The 25,951-nt window shown below is 40.0% G+C and carries 19 protein-coding genes; 5 read left to right on the top strand and 14 right to left on the bottom strand.

The genetic code is table 11. The features are described from left to right. Positions 1-118: 118 nt before the first annotated feature. From CWD77_RS07515 to CWD77_RS07495, 5 genes are all read right to left on the bottom strand, one after another. Positions 119-406, bottom strand: coding sequence for a helix-turn-helix domain-containing protein (locus CWD77_RS07515; RefSeq protein WP_101072855.1), 288 nt, complete (start codon positions 404-406; stop codon positions 119-121). A gap of 124 nt (positions 407-530) precedes the next feature. Continuing rightward, on the bottom strand, positions 531-1,400 hold the full coding sequence (locus CWD77_RS07510; RefSeq protein ID WP_101072854.1) for a hypothetical protein: 870 nt from the start codon (positions 1,398-1,400) through the stop codon (positions 531-533). Then, complete coding sequence (locus CWD77_RS07505; RefSeq protein WP_101072853.1) at positions 1,401-2,639, bottom strand: site-specific integrase; 1,239 nt, start codon at positions 2,637-2,639, stop codon at positions 1,401-1,403. It abuts the gene before it with no gap. A 381-nt stretch (positions 2,640-3,020) separates the two neighbouring features. Continuing rightward, the gene (locus CWD77_RS07500) at positions 3,021-3,263 is read right to left on the bottom strand and encodes a hypothetical protein (protein WP_101072852.1); all 243 of its coding nucleotides are present in this window, start codon (positions 3,261-3,263) and stop codon (positions 3,021-3,023) included. A 212-nt stretch (positions 3,264-3,475) separates the two neighbouring features. Next, positions 3,476-4,117, bottom strand: a complete 642-nt coding sequence (locus CWD77_RS07495) for a response regulator transcription factor (protein WP_101072851.1) — start codon at positions 4,115-4,117, stop codon at positions 3,476-3,478. 653 nt (positions 4,118-4,770) lie between these two features. Here CWD77_RS07495 and aspS point away from each other — a divergent pair. Beyond that, positions 4,771-6,546 carry an aspartate--tRNA ligase gene (aspS, locus tag CWD77_RS07485; protein ID WP_101072850.1) on the top strand — a complete coding sequence of 592 codons (1,776 nt, stop codon included), beginning with the start codon at positions 4,771-4,773 and terminating at the stop codon, positions 6,544-6,546. Between the two features lie 11 nt (positions 6,547-6,557). Then, positions 6,558-7,262: a DUF429 domain-containing protein gene (locus CWD77_RS07480; protein WP_101072849.1), complete on the top strand. Its 705-nt coding sequence runs from the start codon at positions 6,558-6,560 to the stop codon at positions 7,260-7,262. 48 nt (positions 7,263-7,310) lie between these two features. Here CWD77_RS07480 and sthA read toward each other — a convergent pair whose 3' ends face one another. After that, positions 7,311-8,762: a Si-specific NAD(P)(+) transhydrogenase gene (sthA, locus tag CWD77_RS07475; RefSeq protein WP_101072848.1), complete on the bottom strand. Its 1,452-nt coding sequence runs from the start codon at positions 8,760-8,762 to the stop codon at positions 7,311-7,313. 205 nt (positions 8,763-8,967) lie between these two features. Between sthA and CWD77_RS07470 the strand changes: the two genes are divergently transcribed. Beyond that, positions 8,968-9,576: a superoxide dismutase gene (locus tag CWD77_RS07470; protein ID WP_101072847.1), complete on the top strand. Its 609-nt coding sequence runs from the start codon at positions 8,968-8,970 to the stop codon at positions 9,574-9,576. Positions 9,577-9,664: 88 nt separating this feature from the next. On the opposite strand, the gene CWD77_RS07465 is transcribed toward CWD77_RS07470, so the two are convergent. Both CWD77_RS07465 and CWD77_RS07460 read right to left on the bottom strand, forming a co-directional pair. Continuing rightward, positions 9,665-10,168: a hypothetical protein gene (locus CWD77_RS07465; RefSeq protein WP_101072846.1), complete on the bottom strand. Its 504-nt coding sequence runs from the start codon at positions 10,166-10,168 to the stop codon at positions 9,665-9,667. Between the two features lie 54 nt (positions 10,169-10,222). Further along, positions 10,223-11,035, bottom strand: a complete 813-nt coding sequence (locus CWD77_RS07460) for a hypothetical protein (protein WP_101072845.1) — start codon at positions 11,033-11,035, stop codon at positions 10,223-10,225. 139 nt (positions 11,036-11,174) lie between these two features. On the opposite strand from CWD77_RS07460, the gene CWD77_RS07455 reads away from it, so the two are divergent. Then, positions 11,175-11,621, top strand: a complete 447-nt coding sequence (locus tag CWD77_RS07455) for a BrxA/BrxB family bacilliredoxin (protein ID WP_101072844.1) — start codon at positions 11,175-11,177, stop codon at positions 11,619-11,621. Positions 11,622-11,685: 64 nt separating this feature from the next. On the opposite strand, the gene CWD77_RS07450 is transcribed toward CWD77_RS07455, so the two are convergent. The 6 genes from CWD77_RS07450 to CWD77_RS07425 are packed head-to-tail and all read right to left on the bottom strand — an operon-like array spanning position 11,686 to position 25,198. After that, entirely contained in the window at positions 11,686-15,054 is a 3,369-nt protein-coding gene (locus CWD77_RS07450; RefSeq protein ID WP_101072843.1) for a PD40 domain-containing protein, read from the bottom strand. A gap of 18 nt (positions 15,055-15,072) precedes the next feature. After that, positions 15,073-17,229 (bottom strand): ribonuclease R, encoded by a 2,157-nt coding sequence (gene rnr, locus CWD77_RS07445; RefSeq protein ID WP_101072842.1) that lies wholly within the window; start codon positions 17,227-17,229, stop codon positions 15,073-15,075. Positions 17,230-17,241: 12 nt separating this feature from the next. Further along, positions 17,242-21,966: a translocation/assembly module TamB domain-containing protein gene (locus tag CWD77_RS07440; protein ID WP_101072841.1), complete on the bottom strand. Its 4,725-nt coding sequence runs from the start codon at positions 21,964-21,966 to the stop codon at positions 17,242-17,244. A 28-nt stretch (positions 21,967-21,994) separates the two neighbouring features. Further along, positions 21,995-23,086, bottom strand: coding sequence for a 3-dehydroquinate synthase (gene aroB / locus CWD77_RS07435; RefSeq protein ID WP_101072840.1), 1,092 nt, complete (start codon positions 23,084-23,086; stop codon positions 21,995-21,997). After that, positions 23,070-23,615 (bottom strand): shikimate kinase, encoded by a 546-nt coding sequence (locus CWD77_RS07430; protein ID WP_101072839.1) that lies wholly within the window; start codon positions 23,613-23,615, stop codon positions 23,070-23,072. The genes aroB and CWD77_RS07430 overlap by 17 nt, the downstream gene beginning before the upstream one ends. Further along, positions 23,615-25,198, bottom strand: a complete 1,584-nt coding sequence (locus CWD77_RS07425) for an NFACT RNA binding domain-containing protein (protein ID WP_101072838.1) — start codon at positions 25,196-25,198, stop codon at positions 23,615-23,617. Before CWD77_RS07425 ends, CWD77_RS07430 begins: the two co-directional genes overlap by 1 nt. Positions 25,199-25,241: 43 nt before the next feature. On the opposite strand from CWD77_RS07425, the gene CWD77_RS07420 reads away from it, so the two are divergent. Then, on the top strand, positions 25,242-25,892 hold the full coding sequence (locus tag CWD77_RS07420; RefSeq protein WP_101072837.1) for a hypothetical protein: 651 nt from the start codon (positions 25,242-25,244) through the stop codon (positions 25,890-25,892). Positions 25,893-25,951: the final 59 nt, after the last annotated feature.

The raw sequence follows: 25,951 nt of genomic DNA, 5'->3' as shown, positions 1-25,951 counted from the left end.
CCACACAGAGAAAGGTGTTTAAAGAGTGCCAAGAGGCATATTTAACCTCTTGGCTTTCTCCGTGTGGTCGGGTTGCTCTCCAGCAGTGCCCGAAAATGAATTGAGAAGTAATCCTATCTTATGCTCTCTCGGATTCTACTTTATGGGAATTCATGAATGATTCCAGATCATCGAAATGATATCTGATCGTCCTCCCATTTTGAGAAAAGGTGAGTTGCTTACTGTCTCTCAGATATTGAACATGTCTTCTTGAGCAATCCAGAATTTCCATTACATCATCAGTAGTCAACCACTCTTTTCGGGTTGCCTTTCTGATAACATCAGGAAGAATTTCTATGACTACTCTTCTAGTAACTTTGGCTATGACCTTTTCCAATGTTGCTTCATCTGGAATGTAAGCTTGCATAATGTGTAGGGCTTTTTCCTATTTCATTTACCTACACGATAGAAAGGAAACATAGCAGGAGACAATAGAAGGAATAGCAGGAAGAAAGCAGGAAAATTAAAAAACTGCTTTTATCAGAGCTTCACTAGCGTTTGATACCCGCTTTGGTATCATAAAACTCAATCCATCGACGAAGTGTATTAGAGTTGGTTTCTTTATTCTTTGAGATAACTTTTGGACAATTCTTAGCTTCAGTTATTTGCCTTATTAATTTAGATACATTTCCTTGAGTATCATTTTCCATCGCATATTTCATAACGAAGGTATAATCTTCAGTAGAATAATCTGATCTCTTTACTTTTGATTGGTCTTTAAAAAGCTTGGCTATCTCAAAAGGGGCAGGGTATTTGTTGATTTGAGAAATATCTTTTCCACTCCTGAATTCAATGAGTCTTTCTCTAAACCTAAATACCTCAGAAACATCGAATGTGATATTTTGCATTTGGTAGTATTTATCTGTGAAATGAGGGTGAAAACCACCGAGCCTTTCAAATTGTCTTTTAGGAGTGAACTGGATTAATGAAACCGGTATGCTTTTATATTTTTCATCATTGATCTTTTTGTAAGTTTCGCTATCAATGCCAATTTCACTCCACCCACCTTTTAAAGCTTCTTCTCGGTAATGAGAGTCTGCTTTGTCAAACGTATTCTGTAATTCTTTTATACGTTCATCTAAAAGCTGTTTGGGGCGATAGGCTTCTTTCAATTTTGGTTTAAAAAAATCAAGTCTTTGTTGAACGTTGTGATCTAGTACACGGAAAAAGACATCTTTCATAATGCTTTTAATCTCATCATAGTCTTTTTCGAGTATGAATTTTTTTCTGTAAAGCAATTCATTCAGAAACCCAACATTTTTAACTTCATCCAGTATAACTTGAGGCAATTCCCTCTTCTTTAAATGCTCGTGAATCAAACCACTTTTCCAATCATCAACAGTGTAAATTGCTTCCGCCATTTAAAATACCTTCTTCATTGCTTTATCTGCCAGCTGTTCATCCAACCCTTTCAAGTATCTTTGAGTAGTCTTGATCTGTGAATGTCTTAATGTTTGCATCACTTCATAAATACTTAAGCCTTTTTCGACTGCGTATTGAGCAAAGCTATGTCTGGCAACATGAAAAGAAATTCCATCGATAGATGGTACTTTTGATTCTTCTTTTTCCAGTCTTTCATTCACTTTTTCCGCAATTTTTCTAAGCCATTTATTGATGAGTACATTTTTGTTGCCGATTTGTTCTCTTAAAAAAATTGGGTCTGAATAGTCTTTGTGATTATTTAGAATTGGAAAAATGAATTGATCTTTCTTTTTATCCTCAGAATAATGCTCCAGAATATTTTTTTGGTATTTATTCATATCAATTGTGAAGACTTTATCATTCTTATTCATCTGGTAGGAAAGCTGATCGCCTTTTACGTCTTTCCATTTCAAACAACAAAGATCACCAAATCGAATACCGGCACTATAAAAGGAAAACATAAAATAGTTTCTGGTATTCCAGAGGTTAGAGTTTGTATTTAGAGTTGTTTGCTCAATAGCTCTAATTTGTTCGATAGTAAGTTTTGTCTTAGGCTTTGGTTTTCCTCTTTTTGCTCCTTTAAAATTGATGAATGGGTCTATCGATATTAAATGTTTTTGTAAGGCTTTTCTTATAATCGCCCGAATAGGCTCAAAGTTTTTATTGATAGTTGTAGAACGGTTTTTGTATTTGCGTTTTAAGAAGCCCTCAAACCTTTCTAAGTATTCTGCATCGATATGTTTGAGTGGAAGCGCCCTGTCACCTTCAAAGGCTTCCAGTTTGTTTAATACTACACCTAACGTTTTGACAGTTGATAGTTTTTTACGCTCCTGTAATTCTTTTTCGTAAGTACTTGCCAGTTCAAAGAAGTCTCCGCTTTCCTGTTGCTTAAGTCTTTCCTGAATAGTCTTTGCAGAGTCTTTACCAAATACCCCTAATTCGTCTTGAATTGTTTCGGCTTTATTTTGCTCCCGTTCTAATATACTGTTGAGACTTTTTGCATTACGATGTGTTTTTCTGATGACTTCTTTTTCATCATTCCAATGCTTAGGTAAAACGTAAATGCCAGTACTGTTATATCTGGATTTTCGGTTCTTTGTTATTCTTAGATAAATCGGACATTCACCATTGGCTCTTTCTTTATCCTTGCGGAGGTAAAAATGATATGTTGTACCCATGTTGTACCTGTCTAGAATTTATGTATCGTGTTTTCGATACTGTGAAATAGGTACAACAATGGTACAACATTTTTTGTATTTACTCACTTTTCCGAGAAGAAAATTTCACAAAAATATTTAAAAAGTACATTTAAATGTGATAATAGCACACTTTTTAGGTAAGTGTAAGAATGTGGCGTAAATCCGCCCCACGATACAAAAGAAAAACCCAAATTCATCCGATGAGTTTGGGTTTTTATATTTAATGGAGGGAGAGCCTTTTTTCTAACTCCAAGGTTTTTTGGGAATCGCAACGGGACGATGACTGATTAATTGAGCATTGGCTGCTGAAGGAATTTTTCTCTTTTGAAATTTACGTGAGAGCTGATTTTAAAGAATTGATCAAATCAAGCCAATCATACTCGCATCAAACAGTTCAATTTTTGCACAGTTCCCGCAAATGATCTGCACCATGGGCCGGCTGTCACCACTGATATCGAGATTTTCACCCTGAAAGGTAACCGTTGGAGCAATGATGTCACCTACCACCCAGTTGTTGATCCCGCAAAAGGTGCATGAATTGATTGGAGCGTGATTGCGCAGCCAGTTTTGAACTTTGACCTCTTGCTGACGGGAGATGGGCATATGATTTCTGATTTTGAATTATGCCTGTTTGTAAACGGTGAGAAGTATCCAGATAAAAAATTAGCAGCCCTCCGATCAAAGAGAGCTGCTAAATATCATCTACAGACGGCTATTACCCCATTTGCAATAGTAAATTACTTTTATCAAGCCGACCGTGCAATAAGTAGAAGCGGGTAATTTTATCTACGTGAAAATACGTAGATCGGTAAAAGTCAGCCAATCTCAGTTCTTTCAAGCGCATACCGAACAAGGGCTGCAGTGTTTTTGATTTTCAATTTATTCATGAGATTTGCACGATGAGTCTCTACCGTTCTTGGACTGATATAAAGCATCTTGGCAATTTCCGGACTGGTGTAGCCTTCTACAATAAGTTTTAAAACCTCAGTCTCGCGTTTGGTTAACTTATTACCGGCCGATGGTTTTTTGGCTTGATCGGCATATTTATCAGCCATGATTTGTGATACGGATTTGCTAAATGCCTTCGTGCCGTTATTTACATCAATAATTGCTGATTCCAATTCTTTTGCAGTGCAGCTCTTCATCAAATATCCATTTACTCCCGCCTTCAGGGATTGATTGAGGTGGTTAATATCTGTTGAGTAGGTGAGGACAATTACTTTTGGGGCGGGTTGAATCTTTTGAAGGCGCTGCATCAAATCATGAATATTTGATCCTTCGATATTTGAGGAGACAACACAGATTGCTTCTGGAGATTTTTTAAACTCTTGGAACAGTTCCTTGGCAGTCTTTACAGCTTTTACATCTGCAACGGTTGAAGTTTCAGAAAGTATGGTCTGTAAACCTCGTCTGTAGATATCAAAATTTTCAGTAATTAAAACCTTGATTTTATTCATGTACCATATCCAACTTTCGTTGTGAAGGACTATGAATATACTTTTTTATTTGAAAAAGTAAAGAATATTAAATAGAAAATTATTGGTTTCTAACTAATTACTCTTTTATAGTGATAACTGTTAATTAAATTAGATATTGGCTTAATAACCAAATACCCAATCCAGATTTTACAGACCAAAGAAGGGTCCTCCACCAATTGGAGCGAACCAGCCTTTGAATCAATTTTTTATCGTAGTGATCTGAAAGGTAGGCGTGCAGTGGAACCTGCAGTAAGAATGTGATGCTCCAAATCAACAATACTGCGATAAGGCCGGAAATATGAATGAACATGTGTGACGTAGAAAAAAGGGATAACCAGATTGAGGTAAATAACTCAGTCAACATAACCGGCACTACAATGTATGAAATCTTTTGCCTGTGAAATGCCGATGCTTCTGTAAAACGTTCGGGATCTAAAAAGCTAAACAAGGGATAATGCACCAACTGCACAGTCCATATTAATCCGCACAGGAAAAAGGAGGAAAAGAGATTGAGGATTAAGATATAAGCCATAAAAAACTTCCGTCAGTGTATAAGCGAATGGTTACAATATTGTTTATTTTAGCAGACTTAATTAGAAAACGATTTTAAACAGATTAAATCAAAGAAATTTATGAGTTGGTTACGAACCCATACCTGTGGTGAACTTACAATTGAAAATAAAGGAAAAGAAGTAGTTTTAAATGGATGGGTTTCAAAACGCCGGGATTTAGGAGGATTGATTTTTATCGACCTGAGAGATCGGTATGGGATTACTCAAATCGTGTTTGATGAAACGAACAGTGCACTGCATTCTATGGCAGAAGATTTGCGGTCTGAATATGTCATCGGCGTGAGAGGGAAAGTTATTAATAGAAGTGATGAGACGGTTAATCCCGACATGAAAACGGGTGAATTAGAGGTTGAAGTGAGTGAGTTAAAAGTCTACTCAAAAGCTCAAACTCCTCCGTTTGAAATTAAGGATGATCTGAAAACCAATGAAGAGACTCGTCTCAAGTACCGTTATTTGGACTTAAGGAGAGCAGAACTTCAGAAAAATCTGATTCTACGCTCTGAAGTCTATCATACGATTCGGAATTTTTATCACGACAGAAAATTCACAGAAGTTGAGACTCCGGTTTTAATGAAATCCACTCCTGAAGGGGCTCGAGATTACCTGGTTCCAAGCCGGGTAAATGCCGGTAAATTCTTTGCTCTGCCTCAAAGCCCTCAAACGTATAAGCAGTTGCTTATGGTTTCCGGTTTTGATCGATATTTCCAAATTGTGAAGTGCTTCCGCGATGAAGACCTAAGGGCAGATCGTCAGCCTGAATTCACACAGGTGGATGTCGAGATGTCTTTTGTTGATGAAGAGGTAATTTACACGGAACATGAAGCATTGATGGCCAATATCTGGAAGGATCATCTTGGAGTAGAGTTAAAGACTCCATTTCCAAGAATGTCTTATGATGATGCAATGAAGACCTATGGTTCAGATAAACCTGATCTTCGTTTTGATGTAGAGATCCATGATATTTCTGATGATGTAGCTGAATCGGGGTTTAAGATTTTTAACTCTACAGTGGATAAAGGTGGTCGTGTGTTATCAATCACGGTACCGGGAGAGGGAAGCATGGGAAGAGGAGCATTAGATCGCCTGACCGACAAAGTGACTTCTGAAACGGGTGCAGCCGGAATGATCTTTATGAAACTGAATGAAGGCGAAATAACCTGTAGCGTCGGAAAGTTTCTGGATGATGAAACAATGAAAAATATGGCTGAAACTTCCGGAGCTAAAGAGGGTGACCTTGTTTTGATTTTAGCCGGTCCTACACCTGACGTCTACAAACAGATGGGTGGCCTGCGACTTATTATCGGTAATCAATTTGATCTGATCGATAGAGATCAGACTAAGTTTTTATGGGTAACGGATTTTCCTCTGGTTGAGTGGTCGAAAGAGGATTTACGCTACCATGCACTTCATCATCCATTTACCTCACCAAAAGAAGAGGATTTGGATAAACTTGAATCGGACCCGAAATCGGTGAAAGCAAGAGCTTACGATCTGGTTTTAAATGGAAACGAAATAGGAGGTGGATCTATTCGAATTCATACTCCGGAACTACAGCAGCAGATGTTTTCGTTATTAGGCATCGATGAAGAAGAAGCAGAAGAGAAGTTTGGCTTCTTATTGGATGCTTTTAAATATGGTGCTCCACCACATGGTGGTATTGCGTTAGGCTTGGATCGGATTGTTATGTTAATGTCCGGTGCCGGAAGTTTAAGGGATGTAATAGCATTTCCTAAAAATCAGAAAGCTCAAAGCCCGATGGATAGCAGCCCGAGTGAAGTGAGTGAGGAGCAGTTGAAGGAACTCCATATTTCTCTTCGAAAAACAGCAAATAATTAAAAGAAACTGATTTGAAAACAGCAGGAATTGACGGTTGCAAGGCAGGGTGGATCCTGATCACTTTTGATGAGAATCCTGAGTACAGAATTTTAGAGAATAACGATGACTTTAAGGATGCTCTCCTTGAATTTGATCGAGTTTTCATTGATATGCCGATCGGCCTTGAAGATGAAGTGTATACCCGGGAATGTGACCGTAAACTGAGAGAAAAACTGGGTGCGGAATATGCTTCAAGCGTATTTAGTCCTCCGATTCGCCCGGCTTTGCATGCACCTTCTTATGTGGAAGCGAATATGCAGAGTTACGATTACACAGAAAAGAAGCTCACGGTACAAGCCTGGAATATTACACCTAAAATCAGAATACTGGATCAGATTTTATCTGAACACGAGGATTTGAGAGAAAGCGTATTGGAAAGCCATCCTGAGCTGATTTTTATGAATCTAAACGGTGGCATGATCTATCAGAAAAAGAATACGAAAAAAGGGTTAAGACACCGGTTGAGCCTAATCGTAAATCATGAAGAAATTGCAGATGATTTTTTCCGGGATATCAAAGAGGAGTACCGAAGAAATCAGGTTGAAGAGGATGATATTGTAGACTCCATGGCATTAGCTTTGGCATCCAAGCATTCTGTTGAAAAGGGAATTAAAACCATTCCCAATGACCCTCCCGTTGATTCAAAAGGATTGAAGAAAGCTATCCATTTTGTGTAGATAAATTAAAACCGCTGTGATAACACCACAGCGGTTTTTTGGAAGTACTTAAGACTTATTGTTTAAAATATTTTTGTATTTCACACCCGCCTTATACACTCTGTTCACTCCATTGAAAGCCGCTACTCGATAAGCTTCTGAGTAGGTTGGATAGTTAAGAACGTGCTCAATAAAATATTTTATCGTTCCATCCTGTGCCATGATGCTTTGCCCTAAATGAATCAGGTCTGTGGCATGGTCGCCAAAAATGTGAACACCCAACAATTTCAGATCGTCGGTTTTAAAAACCAGTTTCAGCATACCGTCTGTCCTGTGATTGATATCTGCATAGGTCAGGTTTTTGTAGTAAGCTCGACCCACAGTCACATCTATTCCCATATCATGAGCCTGCTCTTCCGTAAGTCCAATTCCGGAAATTTCAGGAATAGAGTAAATTCCATAGGGAATATCACCGGTTGGTGATTCTGATGGAATATCAAACATACTGCAAGCGGCTAACCTTCCCTGAACAAAAGATGCTGAGGCTGAAGTCGGATCTCCGGTAACATCACCGGCAGCATAGATATTTTTAACTGCGGTACGATAGTGATGGTCGGTGTTTATATATCCTTCATCATTCAAATCGATATTCAGAGTTGAATCAAAAAGATTATCTGTATTTGGGATTTTACCGCCTACATACAGAATATGATCAGATTCTAAAACCTGAAGCCGGTCTTCCAGTTCACTTCGGAAAACTACTTCCATACACGTTCGAAGTGGATTGGGTTTTACTTCTTTTACCTTCGATAGGGTGTGAATAATGATGCCTTTCTTTTTTAAAACCTTGAACACATCATCTCTTATTTCGTGGTCTAAAAATGGAAGAAATTCATCGGAGTCATTAAGAATCGTGATGCGAGTTCCCAATGAAGCAAAAATTGTAGCATACTCAAAAGAGATGACGCCACTGCCAACAATGACCAATCGTCTGGGAATGTGGGTAATATTCAGTATAGAGTTATAGTCTAAAACACTGCTATGGTCAATGTTGAAGTTTTTAGGCTCTTCAGGTCTGCTCCCGGTCGCAATTAAAATGTTTTCAGTTGTATACGTTGTTGTTTTATTAAGGCTGTCTTTTACCGTAACGGTGTGCTCATCTACAATTTCTCCCCAACCACGAGCTGTTTCCACCTCATTTTTAATTAAATCGGTCTTTACCTTTCTGTTTTTACTATCAAGTGCACTCTTTTTATAACTGAGAAGGTCTTCCATTCTGAATCGCTCAAATGGCTTACGGCCTTTTTCATCACCGAACTGAGTGTGAAAATCCTGAATTAAGTCTGCAGCTTCACGAAGTGCTTTACTGGGTACGGTTCCCTTATTCAACCAAGTGCCACCAAGATGGTTATCATCGGCCTCTACGATTAATACTTTTTTGTCGAACTTGGTACTTTGCATGGCACATGAAAATCCTGCCGGACCACTGCCGATTATAATCACATCGTAATCAAAACTCATAAGAACTATTTGGTTATTTAAAACTGCAATAAGACTGAAGTTAGCTATCTAAGGCTCCCAACATCAAACAAAATACCAAATAAGATTTAAATTTTGTTGGAACGTTTTACCTCTTTAATTTTTTATTCTTACATATAGAACGATAACACTATGCGATGGAGCATGTTATCAAAAATAAGAACTTTAATTTAAACAGAGATATTTTATGTCATTCGAACTACCCGATCTACCCTATGATTACGATGCGCTTGAGCCGCATATCGATGAACAAACAATGAAAATTCACCATGGTAAGCATCACCAGGGGTATACAAATAAATTGAATGCTGCTCTCGAAGGTCATGATTTTGCTGATCTTGAAATTGAAGAAGTGCTGAGACGAATTGACGAAGTTCCGGCAGATAAGAAACAAGCAGTAATTAACAGTGGCGGCGGATATGCCAACCACAATCTTTTTTGGAAGGTCATGTCACCCAACGGTGGTGGAAATCCAACCGGAGATGTTGCTAAAGCAATCGATAAAAAGTTTGGAAGCTTTGATAAATTCAAAGAAGAATTCTCTTCTACAGCTGCCTCTCAGTTTGGATCCGGCTGGGGTTGGTTATGTGTTGATGATTCAGGCGAACTGGTTGTTCAGTCAACAGCCAACCAGGACAGCCCTTACATGAGTGGACTAACTCCAATTTTGGGAGTAGATGTTTGGGAGCACGCTTACTATCTGAATTATCAAAACCGACGACCTGACTATCTGGATGCATTCTGGAATGTAGTTAACTGGGATCAGGTCGAGAAGAATTATCAAGATGCTAAATAAGTCATCTTAAAACTTAACAATAAAAAAGGCGTCTGTTTTCAGACGCCTTTTTTGTTTCAAGGTGATTCCGCAGTTGAAGTTGAATAGATCAATAGACCACAGGTTCACTGATAAAATTTCCACCTAGTATGACATAAAGAGAATCTGCTTCACTTTCAGAACTGTTGAGTGATTCGGGATTCAATTCAAAACTTTCGTAAAATTGGCATCCAAAGCAGGTATCAAGTGGATTGTAATCAGCAGTGCCGATTTGAAAGTTTACACTCCACTGCCAATCTTCTCTCAGATCTATTTCAAACTCTCCTTCAGACAGTATGTTGTTTTCATTTATAAAGGTGAATGACACAGTCATCAATCCATCATTATCAGTACTGAAGCTATTTGTTGATCCTAAGCCTTCACTATTGTTACCTGTAAAATCACTTTCAGAAAGGTTCAGCCCGTTCTTAGTACCTGTTGTTGTAATGGATAATTCATCTGAGGAAAAGTTTTGTACTGTAAACAGAATCTCAGCGGGTTCATCATCATTTCCAAAAAGTGAACAACCGGAGAATATCAGTATAGAGATTATTGTGATGTAGATGAATTTCATAATACCAGGATTTTATTCTCGGAAATAAATCGGGTACTCAAATTAAAAAAAACGTCAGTCATCAAACTCGACAATGTGCCACCTTTCCATTTCCCCTAAACTTCTTGCAATATTAGGGCGTGTTCTTTGGCGAGGTTGTTGGCGGTTTCCATATCGATCTCTTTGGGATGATGCAGCTGAATACTCACTATCTTCTTGAATCCGGAAATCGGGTGGTTCAATAGCAAATCCAAGCCAAACGCTATTTCCGCTAAACCCATATATGGAGGAACCGTCTCTGGGTATTTTCATCTCAAGTCCTATGGTTCGGCTATCCGTATTTATTGCAATTTCCATTCCATCAACTTCGAGCTGAGATACATCAACAAAACCATAGGATGCATCTCCCTCACCACCAGATCTCTGAACGATCATTACTCTTTCAAAAAGTTCCTCATTTAAATTTTCCATCAGCTCCTGATTTTCCGGCTTATTTAGCCAATCGCCTTCACGTGTAAATGAATCAAATGCACCGGGAAATTCTCTCAACATATTGAAGGTGCCGGGCGGGAAACTGACGCCAATGCTTTTTCGGGTCGACTCATCATCACTAAGGTAAACGATTAAACCTGACCTTCTGATGGATGCGTCTTTTAGAGCACTTCTCACATCAACAAACAGATAGAGAAAGTCATCATCGTAGGCAGAGTAGTAATTGGCTTGTTCACGATCATCAAACAGAGTTTGTGAAGTGCTCCAATCAGACAAGTTTCCATCTATGGTCAGTGTGGAATCGAGTTGAGCCGGGCTGAATTCTTTTGTACTTCCGCAAGAAATAACTAAAAAAAGAAATGGAAGAAAAAGTAAACTTTGAAAACGGATTCTCATAAATTGTCGTTCAGTAAATTAAGAGATCAATTATAGTCGGCAAAGTGTAAAGTTAAATCGTTTTGCCGGCTTCAAATATTGTAATGAAATATCGTTATATTTGGTCAAATAAAATTTAGCATTTAAAAATCAATCAACTATGCAATTTGGATTTGGAGTAGGTCCTGATACTTCGTGGATGCGCGAAGAACTTACGGATTTAGGTGTAGAAGAACTAAAAACACCCGAAGATGTTGACAGAATTATGAAGGAGTATAACCAGGGAACCATGCTGATGGTTATTAACTCTGTTTGTGGCTGTGCTGCGGGTAATGCACGTCCGGCCGTCGGACTCTCATTAGAGAAAGCAGAAAATAAGCCCAATCACATGGTTACAGTTTTCGCCGGTCAGGATAAAGAAGCGACAGCTCGTGCGAGAGAATACTTTAGTGAGTACCCACCATCATCACCGGCGTTTGCCTTTTTTGTGGATGGAGAAATTAAAGCCATGATTCCCCGCCATAGAATTGAAGGGCGAACAAAGGAAGAGGTGGCTGAAGACCTCCTGATGGTTTACAATGCATTTTCAGGTGAAGATGCAGAGTAAATTAGATTTAGCTCAATAAATTAAAAAAGCCTCTTTACAAAAAGAGGCTTTTTTTTTTGGCTGATTAAAAATCGATTCCAATAGAGAAGTAATGAATCGGTTTACTGCCAAAACCGGAACTCTCATATGGCCAGCCAATATCATATCTGAAAGGCAGCCCGAGTAAAATCGTACGCAATCCAAATCCGGCGCCAATGAGGATATCACCGTCAACAAAACTCGCCGGTATATCACCCTCCTGAGGCTCTCCTTCTCTTAAAAGCCCGGTTTGAGGATTGATGAATTCATTTCGTTTGGTACCCACTTTCCAATCTAAGCCGGGAGAATTTTCGAAATAGACGATGGGTTCTCCAGTCTGGTCTACGAATCGTGAATATGGTACTTCAAATCCCCAGGCAGCACCCGCGTCCACAAAGGCAACGGCCGTTATATTCCAAAGAGGCAGGATGGGTACAGGACCGGGTAATACAGCTGCGAACAGCGGGAATCTGAATTCAGCATTAATCAAGGTGAATTTATCGCCAAAAATAGTGTTGAATTCGTGTCCTCTAAGTGGTGTGGCCGGTAGTGTGAAAAAGGTGTCTGCCAATCTTTCAAATGGTATTTCAGCATCAGACCAACGCTGATTTATCCAGCCCAGCATACCACCCATGAAAAAAGTTTGAGAATCACGTCCATAGGAAACAGCACCGGCTCCACGAAGAGAAATAGAATACTGTGAGCCCAAATCTATGTACTGACGATAATCACCCAGAAGTGTGGCAAACTGTGGGGTTTCTGAAGAGAGTGGAGGACTTGCCGATAATCTTACGGAGTATCGGTTACCTCCTCGGGGAGTTATAAATCCGGGTATTGTATAATCTCCTGTAAAAGTTACCTGAGGGTAAAGAAAGTAACTTCGTTCGTTATTCAAATTTTGATTTCCCACTCCGCTAACAGAACTGAAATCCCTTGCCAGACCAATTCCGGAAACACCATAATCTACTCTTTGATAGCGATTCAGAGGATATTGGAAATCTACAGAAGCACCGAAAGTTCTGAAGCGTAGAAGTTCACCGCTGAATGTTTGAAAGTTTCGGGATTGATGGAAAAAGGAGGTAAAGAAATTGGTTCGGTTTTTCAGATAACCGTACTGAAATGTATAGTCACTATTTCGGAGGTCAAATACGAGATTTGAACCAAATGAAAGTTCATGATCACCAAAAAGGTCGGTAAGTGTTACAAACGCAAAAGCTGAGGTACCATAATAAGTACTGATTTGTCCGGCAGCATAGCTAAAATCGGGAGTAAAACTTAAACGGTACTCTTTTGGCTGATACAAACCTTCTTCAGTTGTATTAGCAGTCGGTTCAAATTTTCGGGGATCGTCCCGAAGCTCTAAGGTAGTATCCTGGACAACAGCTTCACCAAATTGATAATTTCTGAAATCGATCCGGTCTGAATCTGTTTGCCGGGTAGTATCTTGTTCAGTCGTATCTCTTCGGCTATCGATCATACGTTCGTGGCCGGTAATTGGGGCATCCTGAAGTACTCTGGTTGTAACCACATTGCCGTTGGGCCGATTATGAATCATCTCCTGCGCATATGAAATGGCAGGTACGCGCTCGCCCGGAGTTGTTGCAGCTCGTTCTTGTGCCCAGGTATTGGGTGTGAGTTGCCGATTCATTCTTCTATCAAATGGAGAACGAATCATAAATATGTCCGGGTAACCACTGTTCAGTGAGTTAAAAGCAAGCCGTGTACCGTCATTGGATATTGAGATCTGCATCACACCCGACTGCAGGTCTGTTATTGGAAAGACTGTGCGGCTATCCAGGTCGTAATCATAAATATTCGGGATACCGTTTTGATCAGATACAAAGAGCATTCGGCCATCTTGTGTAAGTGTAGGCTGATTTTCTGACCAATCAGGTGTATTTGTAAGCCGCTCTATTTGGTTATTTCCCAATTGTATTCTGTACAGGTCAGTTTCATAAAATGAATTATCCTGCATAATTGAAAAACCGGCTTTTGCCGTTTGTGGTTCTAAAACAGAACCTCGATTGGATACAAAATAAATTGTTTCTGAGTCGGGACCCCAGGCGGGTTCAACATCGCTGAACACATCATTGGTTATTGTCTGAAAATCACCGGTTTGGAGATTGTAAACGAATATATTTTGATAGGGCCCAATATTCCCGTCAAATGCAATTTTATTTCCGTCAGGAGACCATGCTACAGAATTGATTGCATCAACGCTTGGAAATCGGATTGTTTCACTATCCAGTGTTTCATAGTCTACAATTGCCAGGTTGTAAGATCCCTGAGATTTACTTGAAAGGGTGATTTTAGTACCATCCGGAGACCAGCTGAGGTTTGGATTTAAAATGTTTAACTCTTCAAACATTGGGTTATCCGCACCGCTTACAATGGTCTTGATTCTTTCACCACTGTTCGCATCCACAACAATTACATCGAATATTCCCCGACGATTGGAAATCATTGCAATTTTGTCACCTCTTGGCGAAATGGCCGGACTTGTATTGTAAGAACCGGATCGAGCTCTTGTAGTAATTTGAGTTGCGACACTGTTCAGAGATTGACGTTCAGCCACTTCGGGAAAATAACGCTGTCTCCAATACTCGTGCCATCTCTCAGAGAGTTCGTCAATTTCCAGTCCCAGGGATTGTACCAGCGACTGCCGAATATTACGGGTTGATTTAATCCGCTGAAGAATTTCTGTGATTTTAGGTCGTCCATACTGATCTTCAATATAGTACCAAAAAGCCTGTCCACCTCGATACGCAAAAAATCCTCCAAGTTGCTGGATAGGCGGGAGGTAATTATTTAAAATTGCATCCCTGATATACATGTCCGTTTGTGTATCCCATCCAAGCGCCAAATACTCAGCCAGCCCTTCTTCGAACCAAAGAGGAAACTGTAGCTGAATATTGTTTCTCATAATGGATTGAACATTTCCACCGTAGTAGACATCATTGATATAAGCGTGCAGCAGTTCGTGCTGAAGTGTGCGCCTAAAATCGGCATAGTCGCCCATAAACGGCTGAGTCATCCGATTTTTAAATTTGTCGGTAACACCACCAATTCCCTGCGCATCCACAGGAAGACGTACAACATTGGTCTGAGAGAAGTCGCTGTGAGAGTCGTATATGATGACCGGGATGCGATCCGTCAGCTGGTCGTCAAAATCCTGATTCAGTTGCTTCAGAGACGATTCTACCGTTTCGGCAGTGAATTGTGCCAGATGGTAGTTTTTCGAATCGTAGTAATAGATATCAAAATGATCAGTCTCAATGAATCTCCAGTCGAAAGTGTCGTACTGGACACGATTTTTGCCAAAAAAGAAATATTGGGCAAAAAGCTGTTCTGTAATTGTTGTGCCGACAAAAAGTGTGAGCAGAAAAGCCAGTAGGATTTTGTATCTAAGCTGCATATGTAACAGTTGTTTTTATTAGTTACCGCTGAGGGTAAGGTCGATCTGTCTTTTTTCGAGATCAGTTTTGGTAACTTTTACATTTATTGTATCACCGAGGCGATACTTTTTACCTTTAGATCTTCCAATCAGACAGTGCATTTTGGGATGATAAACATAATAGTCATCATTTAAATCGCTAACGCGTACCATGCCTTCACAGTATATGTCATTTATTTGAACGTATAAACCATTCTCCGTAACACCGCTGATTGTTCCTTCAAAACTTTCGCCTAATCTGTCAGACAGAAACTCAACTTGTTTAAGTTTTACGGAATCTCGTTCAGCTTCTACGGCGTAACGTTCTTTTTCACTGCAATGTTCGCCTAACTCCACAAGTTGGTCATAAGTGTATTCACTTGCACCCGAACTGTAGCGTTTCAAAAGTCGATGAACGATTACATCGGGATAACGACGTATCGGGCTTGTAAAGTGTGCGTAGTGTTTAAACCCAAGGCCGAAATGTCCAATATTTTTTGGTGAATACTCTGCCTTTGCCATCGATCGCAGCATTAACCCGTTGATTATATTTTCCAGAGAGGTGTCTTCAACCTGCTTTAACAAGTCATTTATATTTTTGGCTGAAATACCACCTTTCAGATCAAAGTGAATACCGAGAGGTTTTGCAGTTTCCTTGATATTATTGAGCTTTTCTAAATCCGGTTCGCCGTGAACACGATACAAGAACGGATGGTCGCTCTTTGCTGTCTTATTTCCTCTCACTTTTTTGCGGAGTGTATCGACATGTACGGCAACGGTTTTGTTAGCCATCAGCATACATTCCTCGATTAAGCGATGAGCAAAAATCCGCTCCTTCACAATTACATCAACAGGTTTACCCTGGTCGTCCAGAACAAATTTTGGTTCGGGTGTCTCAAAGTTTATGGAGCCCTGTTTGAATCGTTTGTCGAGAAGGGTTTTTGCGAGTTTCTCCAGAATTTTCAGTTCATTTTTAAACTGGTGGTCAACTTTACCGTCTAAAATTTCCTGTACTTCCTCATAAACAAATCGTTGTTTGGAATGGATTACTGTCTCTTCTATCGAGTAATCAATCAGTTTGCCATTTGGAGCAATCTCCATGAAGCAGCTGAATGCAAGCTTATCTTCGTGGGGACGAAGGCTGCATACGCCGTTACTCAGATATTCAGGCAGCATAGGGATTACACGGTCTACCAAATAAACACTCGTTCCCCTTTCAATTGCTTCATCGTCTAATACAGTACTGCGAGGCATGTAGTGAGTAACATCAGCTATATGAACCCCCAGATAGTAGTTTCCGTTGTTCAAAATTTGAATGCTCAGCCCATCGTCAAAATCCTTCGCATCGGCAGGGTCGATGGTTAAAACCACTTCATCCCGCATATCCTTTCGGCGTTTGATCTCATCTTCAGTAATACGATCGGGAATCTCTTCAGCAAATTTTTCAACTTCCGGCGGGAATGATGATTCAAATTGTTTTTCTGCTAAAATGGAAAGAACATTCGCCTCATTACTACCGGCGGGCCCGAAGGATTGTTGAATTTTAGCTTGCGGGTAACCACGAACATCTTCCCACTGAATAAGCCTGAACGTTACTTTATCGCCCGGATTGGCACCATTCATATCCTTAGGATCAACAAAAAAGTTAATTCTGGAAGATTGAGGATCTGTTTCTATTAAAAAAGTATTCTTGGCAACTTCTTTCAGTGTACCCACCATAAGGGAATCGGCACGTTTTACCACGTCCTCAATTTTCCCCATCGGTTTGTTACTCTTTTTATGGTAGCCGGTCAGTTTTACCTTTACGGTATCACCATTCAGGGCGGTGCTCATAAATCGTTGGGATATTTTGATATCCTGATCTCTTCCCTCAACAACTACATAACCGTCTCCGTGGCTGGTAACGTCCAGAATTCCAGTGTATACGTTATCGTCATCTTCCACGGCTTCATTTAAGCGGACTAAATTTCCTTTGGTAACAAACACGTGGTCAAGCTGTTTGAGCCGGTTAACAGCTTTCTTGATTTTCTTTTCACCTTTTTTAGGAAGTGAAAGTGCATCCATCAGCAATGGTATTGGAATAGAAGCATCCGGATACGATTTTAAAATTTCTATGATTCTCTTTTCTAAAGAACTTAATCTGTCTTTTTTACTCATTTTATATTTTTATCATTCATTATTTCCGTCGACTGAATTGTCGTCGTTGTCATCAGAAGACTCTGATTCTTCATCCCTTTTATTTAAACCGAAAATTCCCCTAAAAGCGTTCGTTATTCGATGCTTAAACTGTTGCCACGTATTGAATTGGACTTGTGCCTCTAAACCGACTCCATTCATTTCCTGTGTTTGACGTGTGTCAACGTTGCTTGTGTAGCTTAATGTGGGGTCCTGTCGGTGAAACGCTGTAAGTGAGAAGGTACGATTAATTCGATAAGTTGCACCCAAATCACCAATATCACTCTGTTCGCCGGTAATTTGTCCTTCACGTCGCAACACGACCCGGTCGTCGAACAGTCTTAAAGCCACACCCAGGTCCACTTCATTGAACGCCGTTAAATTCAGGTCAATATCAAACGTGATATCGCTTCTTAAAAGGGAGTTTATTTGATTGGAGAGAAGCGGATTAATCACCTGACTGGATAAAAGTGGATTTACTACAGCGGCTGTACCCGAAAATCCTTCACCCAAACTGAGTCCCTGAGCCTGGCTTGAAGGAATAAAGTTTCCACTTAGCAGTATACTGGTTGCCTGTATTAATTTTTCTTCCTCATTCTGATTCAAATTGTTGATCTGAGAAGAAAGTGTCGGGTCCATGGTTCCTTCGATACCGGTTGGCACCCTGAAAAAGAAATCATTTTCAACCTGAGTAATTGTACCTCCAATTTGGAGAACCAGTTCTATTGGAATTCGTTGTCCGCTTTCCGGAGAAAAAGATGCTGCATTTGAAGAAAGCAGGGTAGAAATGACCGGCCGGGCACGGTAAACAGCAGTTACGTCCAGTCCTGCATCAACGAGATCTCCCTGCCAGCTGATAGCTCCACCTTCCTGAAGTGTAAAACGGCGCGTAAAGATATCTCCACTTACAAATTGATAATCTCCGCTCTGAATATTGAATCTCCCAAACATACTCACATCCTGATCCTGAAGCAGAATACGGACCTGGCCTGTGCCATCTGCATTCAGAATTTCGTTTGTTACGGGATCAAAAATAAGCTGCACATTGATTGGGTCATCGGCTTCGAACTGAACGTCCATTGTGAATAATTCCACAAAAGTAAGCTCTTCAGGAGTAGATCCGTTTTCTTCATCTTCCTCTGCCTGTCTGCGTATATTTTCGGCCAAAACAGAAAGATCGAACGTATCTACAAACTGTATAAAACGTCTGTCTTGTTCAAATTCGGTTTCTTCTTCCAGGGGAATTGAAATTCTTGAATCTGAGGAAAGAGAAACGGTTCCATTTGTGCGTAAGAAGGGACTCGTATTTGACCCGCTGATTTGAGCCTGTCCGGTTCCGTATAAACTACCATAAAAAGGAATGTCTGGATCATAAGGATTATTCATGAATTGCAGATTATTCAGATCAATTGTCAAATCCATGAATGTCCCCGGCTGAAAGTCATTCAAATCCACCGTCCCCGTTAATGTACCTTCTCCTCCTCTGTGATCGGTAAGGAGAACTTCATTGAAAGTAAGTCCATCAGATTTGTTGAAATTAACACCGCCTTCCAGTTGATATTCAACATTGGTGAAAAAAGGTGTCCCAACGGCTTCATCTACACTGAAGTCTGAATTAAAATCAAAATCTGAACGAGTGCCGGATATAAAGCCTGTTCCTTGTGCTGCCCCTTCCATTTCTTCAATAATATTGGGGACTATAAAAGTTAAAATCCAGAGATCAATCTCCCTCAGGTCGGCATCAAAATAGTAAAGTTCTTCGTCGGTAGATGTCATCTCATTGGGAACTCTAAAGTATCCATCCAGCCTGAGATCTTGCCCAATATTATCATTCTGGCTTAAATAGTTCGAATATTTATCAGGATCTGTAGAGACTCGAACACTTGTATCGAATCTTTCTTCTTCGGAGTTAAATTCACTGATCAATTCCATGTCTCCAATAAGACGCTCGTTGACGCGAACTTCATCAACATTTATTTCGCCTTGTATACTGGGAATTTGGGTCAGAGATCTGGTAATAAATTCACCGTTCAAAATACCTGAAAATGTGATGCGTCCGCCAATCAGATCAGAAATCCGGGACAGATCAAAGTTATCAATTTTAAAATCTACAGAGTCTTCAAACGCCTCGCTGAATACTCCGTTAATAGCCAGGAGGTCCTCATCACTTGTAAGCCGCACATCATTAAATGTGAGCTTTTTATCATCCGTGTAAATTAACTGGGACTCACCTTCAGAACGCCAATTATATTGAGGAGATCCAATTTGAAGATTATTAATAATCACTTCAAACATTCCCTCGCTCAGTGCACCGGTTAGAGAAGATTGAAATTCAAGATTGTCATCAAGAACAAACTGCTGTTGAAGCTGTAGTGAGTCATTCCGCATTGAAAAATTGAGATAACTGTCGTAGAAGGTCATCTCATCCCAGTTTACTTCTCCACTATTGATCTGAAGGTCCAAATTCCCAAAATCTCTGATAGATTCACCATGATTAAACTCAGCCGATACCGATGTATTAAGATTTTGTGCTGAAATGTCTCCGGCCTGGAAGTTCTCTTCAAAAAGTGTTCCCGACATCAACAGATTTTCTTCGGATGCATTTAACGATGCTGTTAATCGAGCACGACTCTCCATTTCCGGCAGTTCAGGTAAATAGTGCCGCAGCAGGTTCAGATCTTTTACAGAAAGCTGGAGGGATAGATCAAGTTCGGGATATTCAAACTCTCCGTCAGTAAGTTTGAAATCTGCCAGTGTAAACTCGCGATCAAAAAGGACTTCCCGGCGAATACGATCTTGCAAATAGTTTCCCCAATAGAATCCCAGGTTGCGGATGGTGGAAGGGGCAATGGTACCCTCAATTTCACCATCAAAAAAGGAACTGGTAAATCGAAGAACTCTTGGCTGCTGATCGGGAGCACTCAGATCTGCGTACAGTTGATGAGCGCGTAGTGTATCGGGACCGATGACGGATTCATCAACCTCAACACTGATTCGGCCATGGACAGTATCGAGTGTATTACCCCTCACATTGGCCGAAAAAGTAGCATTAAAATCCGATTCTCCATCTTGAAAGTAGTCGGTATAGGTTGCGAAATTCAGATTCTGTACACTGCCTTCTGCAGTGAAATTCGGATATTCAACCGTCGGATTATATTTGCCATTTACCTCAATTGAGCCGTTTTGATCTTCAGCTCGCAACGAATAGGAAAGTTGCCGGTCGGCATAATCGAACTCGCCCATAATTTGTTGAAAATCATAGTCCTTATATACGCTTCCTGAAAGGTCGGCTGAGGATGTAAATGCGGCATTTTGATCAAAACCACTTCCCGACAGGGCGATCCGGCCATTGAGCATAGATGTTGAAACGGAATCTTTAAGGATAGGGGAGATATTCAATGAATCGAGTTCAGCGAGCAGTTCATAACCTGAATCTTCCCGGTGATTTAAAAACAGATCAACCATCATTGAACCGGCCTCGGTTTCCAGGGAAAAGTCTGTAGTGGTTTCCTGCATATTCCCATAAATGTCACCTCGTATGATGGCATTTTGGTAAAGTTGTGTATCAAACTGATTTATGTAGTTGTCAGAAACCCATTGAAGCTGGTCGGGTTGTAGCACAATATTTTCAATTTGTGCGTCATAACTGAGCTCCGATGATAAGATATTATTCAGGTTTGCCGTAGCGATGATAGCAGATTCACCAAATGAGGCTTGAAAACGATCTATCCATAGCTCTTCTGCGGTACCTTCTGCCTGAAGTTCTAAACTGAAATCTTCATCCAGATCCGGGACCTGAGGGACAAATAGTGTTGCAAAGTCGTTTGAAAAGGTACTTGTGTTTACGGTAATCTGATACTCAGCATCTCTTAGTTGGTCAGCTATGGTACTGCTTTGTCTGAAGATTGAAACCGGCTGTGCTTCAAAACTAAGATCCAGATTACTTTCAGCAGTACTGATATTCAAGCCATTTACTTCAAAAAAGCGATCATTGTTATAAAACTGGCCTTCAATTCGAACCCATTGATATGGTGTATCCGGCAATACTGCACTGAAATTTGAAATATCTGCAAATAGCTGCGATTCAGTAATCTCAAGAAAAAGATCTGTGTTCAAATGCTGAATATTTAACGGAGTGGGCAGATGTAATTCATCCGGAATTTCCACACCAGCTGACGTGAGAAGAGACCCGTTAATTATAGAAAGTCTTGGTGCGAAAAGATCTATCTCATCAAAAATCCTGACATCTTCATAAAATGGCGCTTGATCATCCTCAGATTCCCGGTCTTCATCCCTTGGCCGCTGAATAAATATTTGGGCGATATTCAACCCATCATCATTTTGAGAAATTTGGATTGCAGGTTCGTGCAGTTCAAAGGACTCTATAGATAGGTTTTTTTGAAGAAGGTCCCACCAGTTAACGGCTACATTGGCGTTTTCGAAAGAAATTGCAGGTTGAGAAATATCTCCGGCTGCAAAAAATTGCCCTCCTCTAAAATTGATTTGGAAAGGCAAAAATCCATCAATGGAGCTTATATTGAGAGTGCCCTCAAACTGTTCATTGAAGGTGTTTTCAATTTCAGTTTTAAGATAATCTTTTGATTGAGGGAGTTGAATTACACCAATAACCACTAACAGAAGAGAGAGAATAAGCCCTGCAGCTATGGAAACGGAGATTAAGAAAAATCTCCAAATGTTATATATCCATCGATAAATCAACGAGGTAGTTAGGGTTTAAATGTAAAATTCAAAGTTCGTCTAATGCGACTTTCCAAGCTTGATGAATGACATCGTCTGACCGGACTTCCTTCAGAATGGGAGACTGCCATTCATCAAGTAAAACGAAACGAATGTACTGACTGGTACGTTTTTTGTCGAATTTCATGTGGTCTGTCAAATCTTCTAAAGATAACTCTTCTTTTGAAACTCTGTAATGATATAAAGACCGAAATTTAAGGAGTTTATCAGGGTTTAATTTTGCGCCAAAGTGGTTAGAAAGCTCAATAGCAGCCAACATGCCTAAGTATACAGCTTCTCCATGGCTGATCGATTGATAACTACATTCCTTTTCGAGTGCGTGAGCAAATGTATGTCCAAAATTTAAATAGGCCCGGATATTCCCCTCAAATTCATCCTTTTCCACAATATCAGCTTTGATCTGAATACAGTCCGTGATCAAATCAATGAGCTTGTCTTTGCTGATTTCTTCAATTTTATGTTGGAGAAAAATTTCTGCCTTATCAAAAATATCAACTTGTTCAATGGCACCATATTTCAATATTTCACTGAGTCCGTTCGTCCATTCATCTCGCGGAAGAGTATTCAGGAAGGAGATATCAGCAATTACTTTGTATGGCTGGTAGAAAGCCCCGATTAAATTTTTTCCGGTTGAATGATTGACACCGGTCTTTCCTCCAATGGAACTGTCTACCATGGCTAATACAGTTGTCGGGACGTGAATCAATGGCACACCACGAAGGGCAGAAGCAGCCGCGAATCCACCTACATCTCCGGTTACACCGCCGCCGATCACAAAAACGGGTGTGTTCCGCCGAACACCATTCTCCAATAGGAATTCAATACAGGTGTTCCAAAAAGAGACAGATTTGCTTTTTTCACCCTCGGGAACAGTCATCAGGAAGAAGTTTTTACCTGTTTCTTCAAAGGATTTGTTGATGAGGTCTGAGTGATATTTTTCTACATTTTCATCAACCAGTACAAAGAGATTATCACCGTTAAAGGAATCGGCGACCTCTTTAATCTGATCCTCAAATATGTCACTTCCTACTAATACTGTATAATTCTTTTGTGAAGTTTTAACCTCAATACTTTTGCTCATAGAACTTTAACTTTTTAATCAACTCATTAATTGTGTCATCAACACTGTCCTGGTCATTTTTTATACTGAAATGTGCCTGTTTATAGTAGGGTAGTCTTTGATTCAGGAGGGATTGGATTTTCTTTTTCAGCTCCTGTTCATTTAGGTTCGCAATCATCGGACGATCAGAACTGTTCTTTAATCGACTATAGAGTGTATCTGCACTACACTCTATAAAAACAAGCCATCCCTGTAATTTAACGTGATCCGTAACTTGCTGGTTTTGTAAAGCACCTCCGCCAAGAGAGAAGATACCTTCTGCGGTTTGAGATATACGAATAATAAGCTCTTGTTCAAGCTGCCTAAAAGCATCTTCACCTTTTTGGTTAAATATCTCTGGAATAGTTAAACTGCTTTCCTGCTCAATAATATCGTCAAGATCGTGATAGGGCACAGAAAGTTTATGAGCAAGAGCTTTCCCAATCGTAGATTTCCCTGATCCCATCATGCCACATAGGAAAAGTGGTTGAGATAGTAAGTTTTCTAACATTAAAAATCTTTTTGTGGTTTTACCATTTCAACATCCTCACGCTGAACCCTGACTGCACCGGTTGCCGAACCTTTAGGCTTTGTAACGTATTTTCGCTTAGTAACGATTACCGGAGCTAATTTACTGCCCTTAGCTTTCGAATGCCATGCAGCAATGGAAGCGGCTTTTAAAATAACATGTTTAGGCGGCATCTCTTTCTGGTTGTTCATACGAATCACAACATGTGAACCTCCTACACCGCGTGCGTGCAACCAAATATCCTCTTTATGGGCATCCGTAGTTAGGCGATCGTTGCTCTTCGCATTTTTACCAATCCATACCTCGTAGCCATCAACGGTTGTTCGCTTGTAGGGAAGTGAGGTGACTTGCTTGGCTTTAGACAGTACTCCGAGTTTTTTCAGTTCCTCCTCGTTCTCTTTATACCAGTCGTCAAACTCATAAATTTTTTCAATTTCATTGAATGAACGGATGATCGATTTTAGCTTTTTGGTCTCTTGTTTCAGCTTTTTGAGCCTGTTTTTAGATTCCTCAACACTTCGGATTGCTTTGGCTGATTTATCGTAATAACGCTGTGCGTTTTCTGCAATGTTTAGATTCGGTTTTAATGGAATTTCGACGGGTTCGTTGTCGTCGTAAAAATTTTGAACAGTAATGAATTCTGTTCCCTCATCCACTTTTTCATGGGCATGCGACATCAGCAGGTGACCGAACTCCTCATATTTTTCCGCTCTTTCAAATCCTTTCTCGGCATCCTCCAGCTGTTCGATTGTAGATTCATTACGTTTGAGTGTCTCCTCCAGCTTAGGCTTAAATGTTTGTATTCGGGAAGAGAGCCTTCGTTCGCGGGATGTTTTGTAGTAAGCAAACCTGATGGCATCGTTTACATTATCAAACGTTTCAATATTTTCAATTGGCAGCAGGTCATTAGGAATAAGACAAAGATTGCCGTCCTTCAATATTCTGAATTCTGCTCGGTTTAACATGGCATCAACAATCTCATCTGCCACACTCTTAACCTCATTCATCTCTTTATTATCAAGGTCATAGTGATCAATAACGGGCTGAACCAAATGGCGTGGAAATGCGGGATAAAAATGGAGTATGGTTCGTTTGGCAGACAGCTCTTTATCCGGAAAGGTTTTCTTTTTTGGTGGGCGCGGTTTTGGTTCAGGTTGTCCGAGAATCCCATCACTGCCTTTAAATGATTCAACAATAATGCCATCATCAATTAAGAAGACATTGGGTTTGTTGCCAAATAGCTGGAAAATCAATTTGAGATCGTTTTCAAAATGGATGGTGAGAATTCTATCCCCATCAGCCAAATTAAGCGTTAAAATTTTCTGATTTTTTAGCCTCTCAAAAAATTCTGTGACGTTGGCTTTTTTTGCTCCCCGGTATTTATCAGAAAAAAATGCTGTTTCTGAGGGATTAGAACTAAATATTAATCGATCGGATTGATTTTCTGAACTGAAATAACCTTCCCACACATCTTTGTGAGGAGAGTAGCTGAACTCAAATTCCCGACCCAAAAATTTGGGTTTTAACTCTTCTGTTAGATATATTAAAGCGTAAAAGTTATTCATTCGAGTGAGAGAAAATGTTGACTAAACCTGTGCGAGTAGAAATATGCAATATCCTATTTTTCAATCGGTAGTAAACAAAATAAATAGCCTGCTGAACAAGAGAAATATAAACGTCGTAAAATTCAAAACATGGGAAGAATCCAGAATAAATGCTGCAGGCCTGGAGATTGTCATTGATCTGAAAGATTCTACGAACCATCTGAAACAGCTTGATATTAATTTTGATTGGGACAGCTTTCGCGAAGCAAATCTTGCGAATCAGCTGAACGGTACGGATAAACATCCGATGCTGAAAGAAAAACATTTGACAGAGGTGAATATATCACCCTCTATTGATGTTGAATTGGTTTGGCATTTCGATGAACGTAAGAGTCAGCCGAATCAAACCAATGGGGATACAAATTATCGTATCCAAAAAGCGAGTGAGTGGATGGATCGTGTGAGTAGAGAAGTTAATGAACTTCTGATTAGTGACGACATCATTACACGCTGGCACCTTGAAATTGACGGTGATTCTCACGGGAAATATCTCACCGCAATCAATCTTATATCGTACTTTCAGTTTACGATGACTGACCTTGAAAGCTTGAATGAGGTTAATGAATATGTGAGTCGTAAGTTGACGCATCTTCTGTACAAAGCAAATCGGATTATTAAAATTGCAGACAGAAGTGTGGCAGTAGCAGCAGCTTAAAATAAAAAAAGGGCACCCAAAGAGTGCCCTGAATTTCTGCTGTAAGTGATTAGCTTACT

The organism is Rhodohalobacter barkolensis (assembly GCF_002834295.1).
Classification (GTDB): domain Bacteria; phylum Bacteroidota; class Rhodothermia; order Balneolales; family Balneolaceae; genus Rhodohalobacter; species Rhodohalobacter barkolensis.
This window is presented reverse-complemented; position numbering and strand designations above follow the sequence as displayed.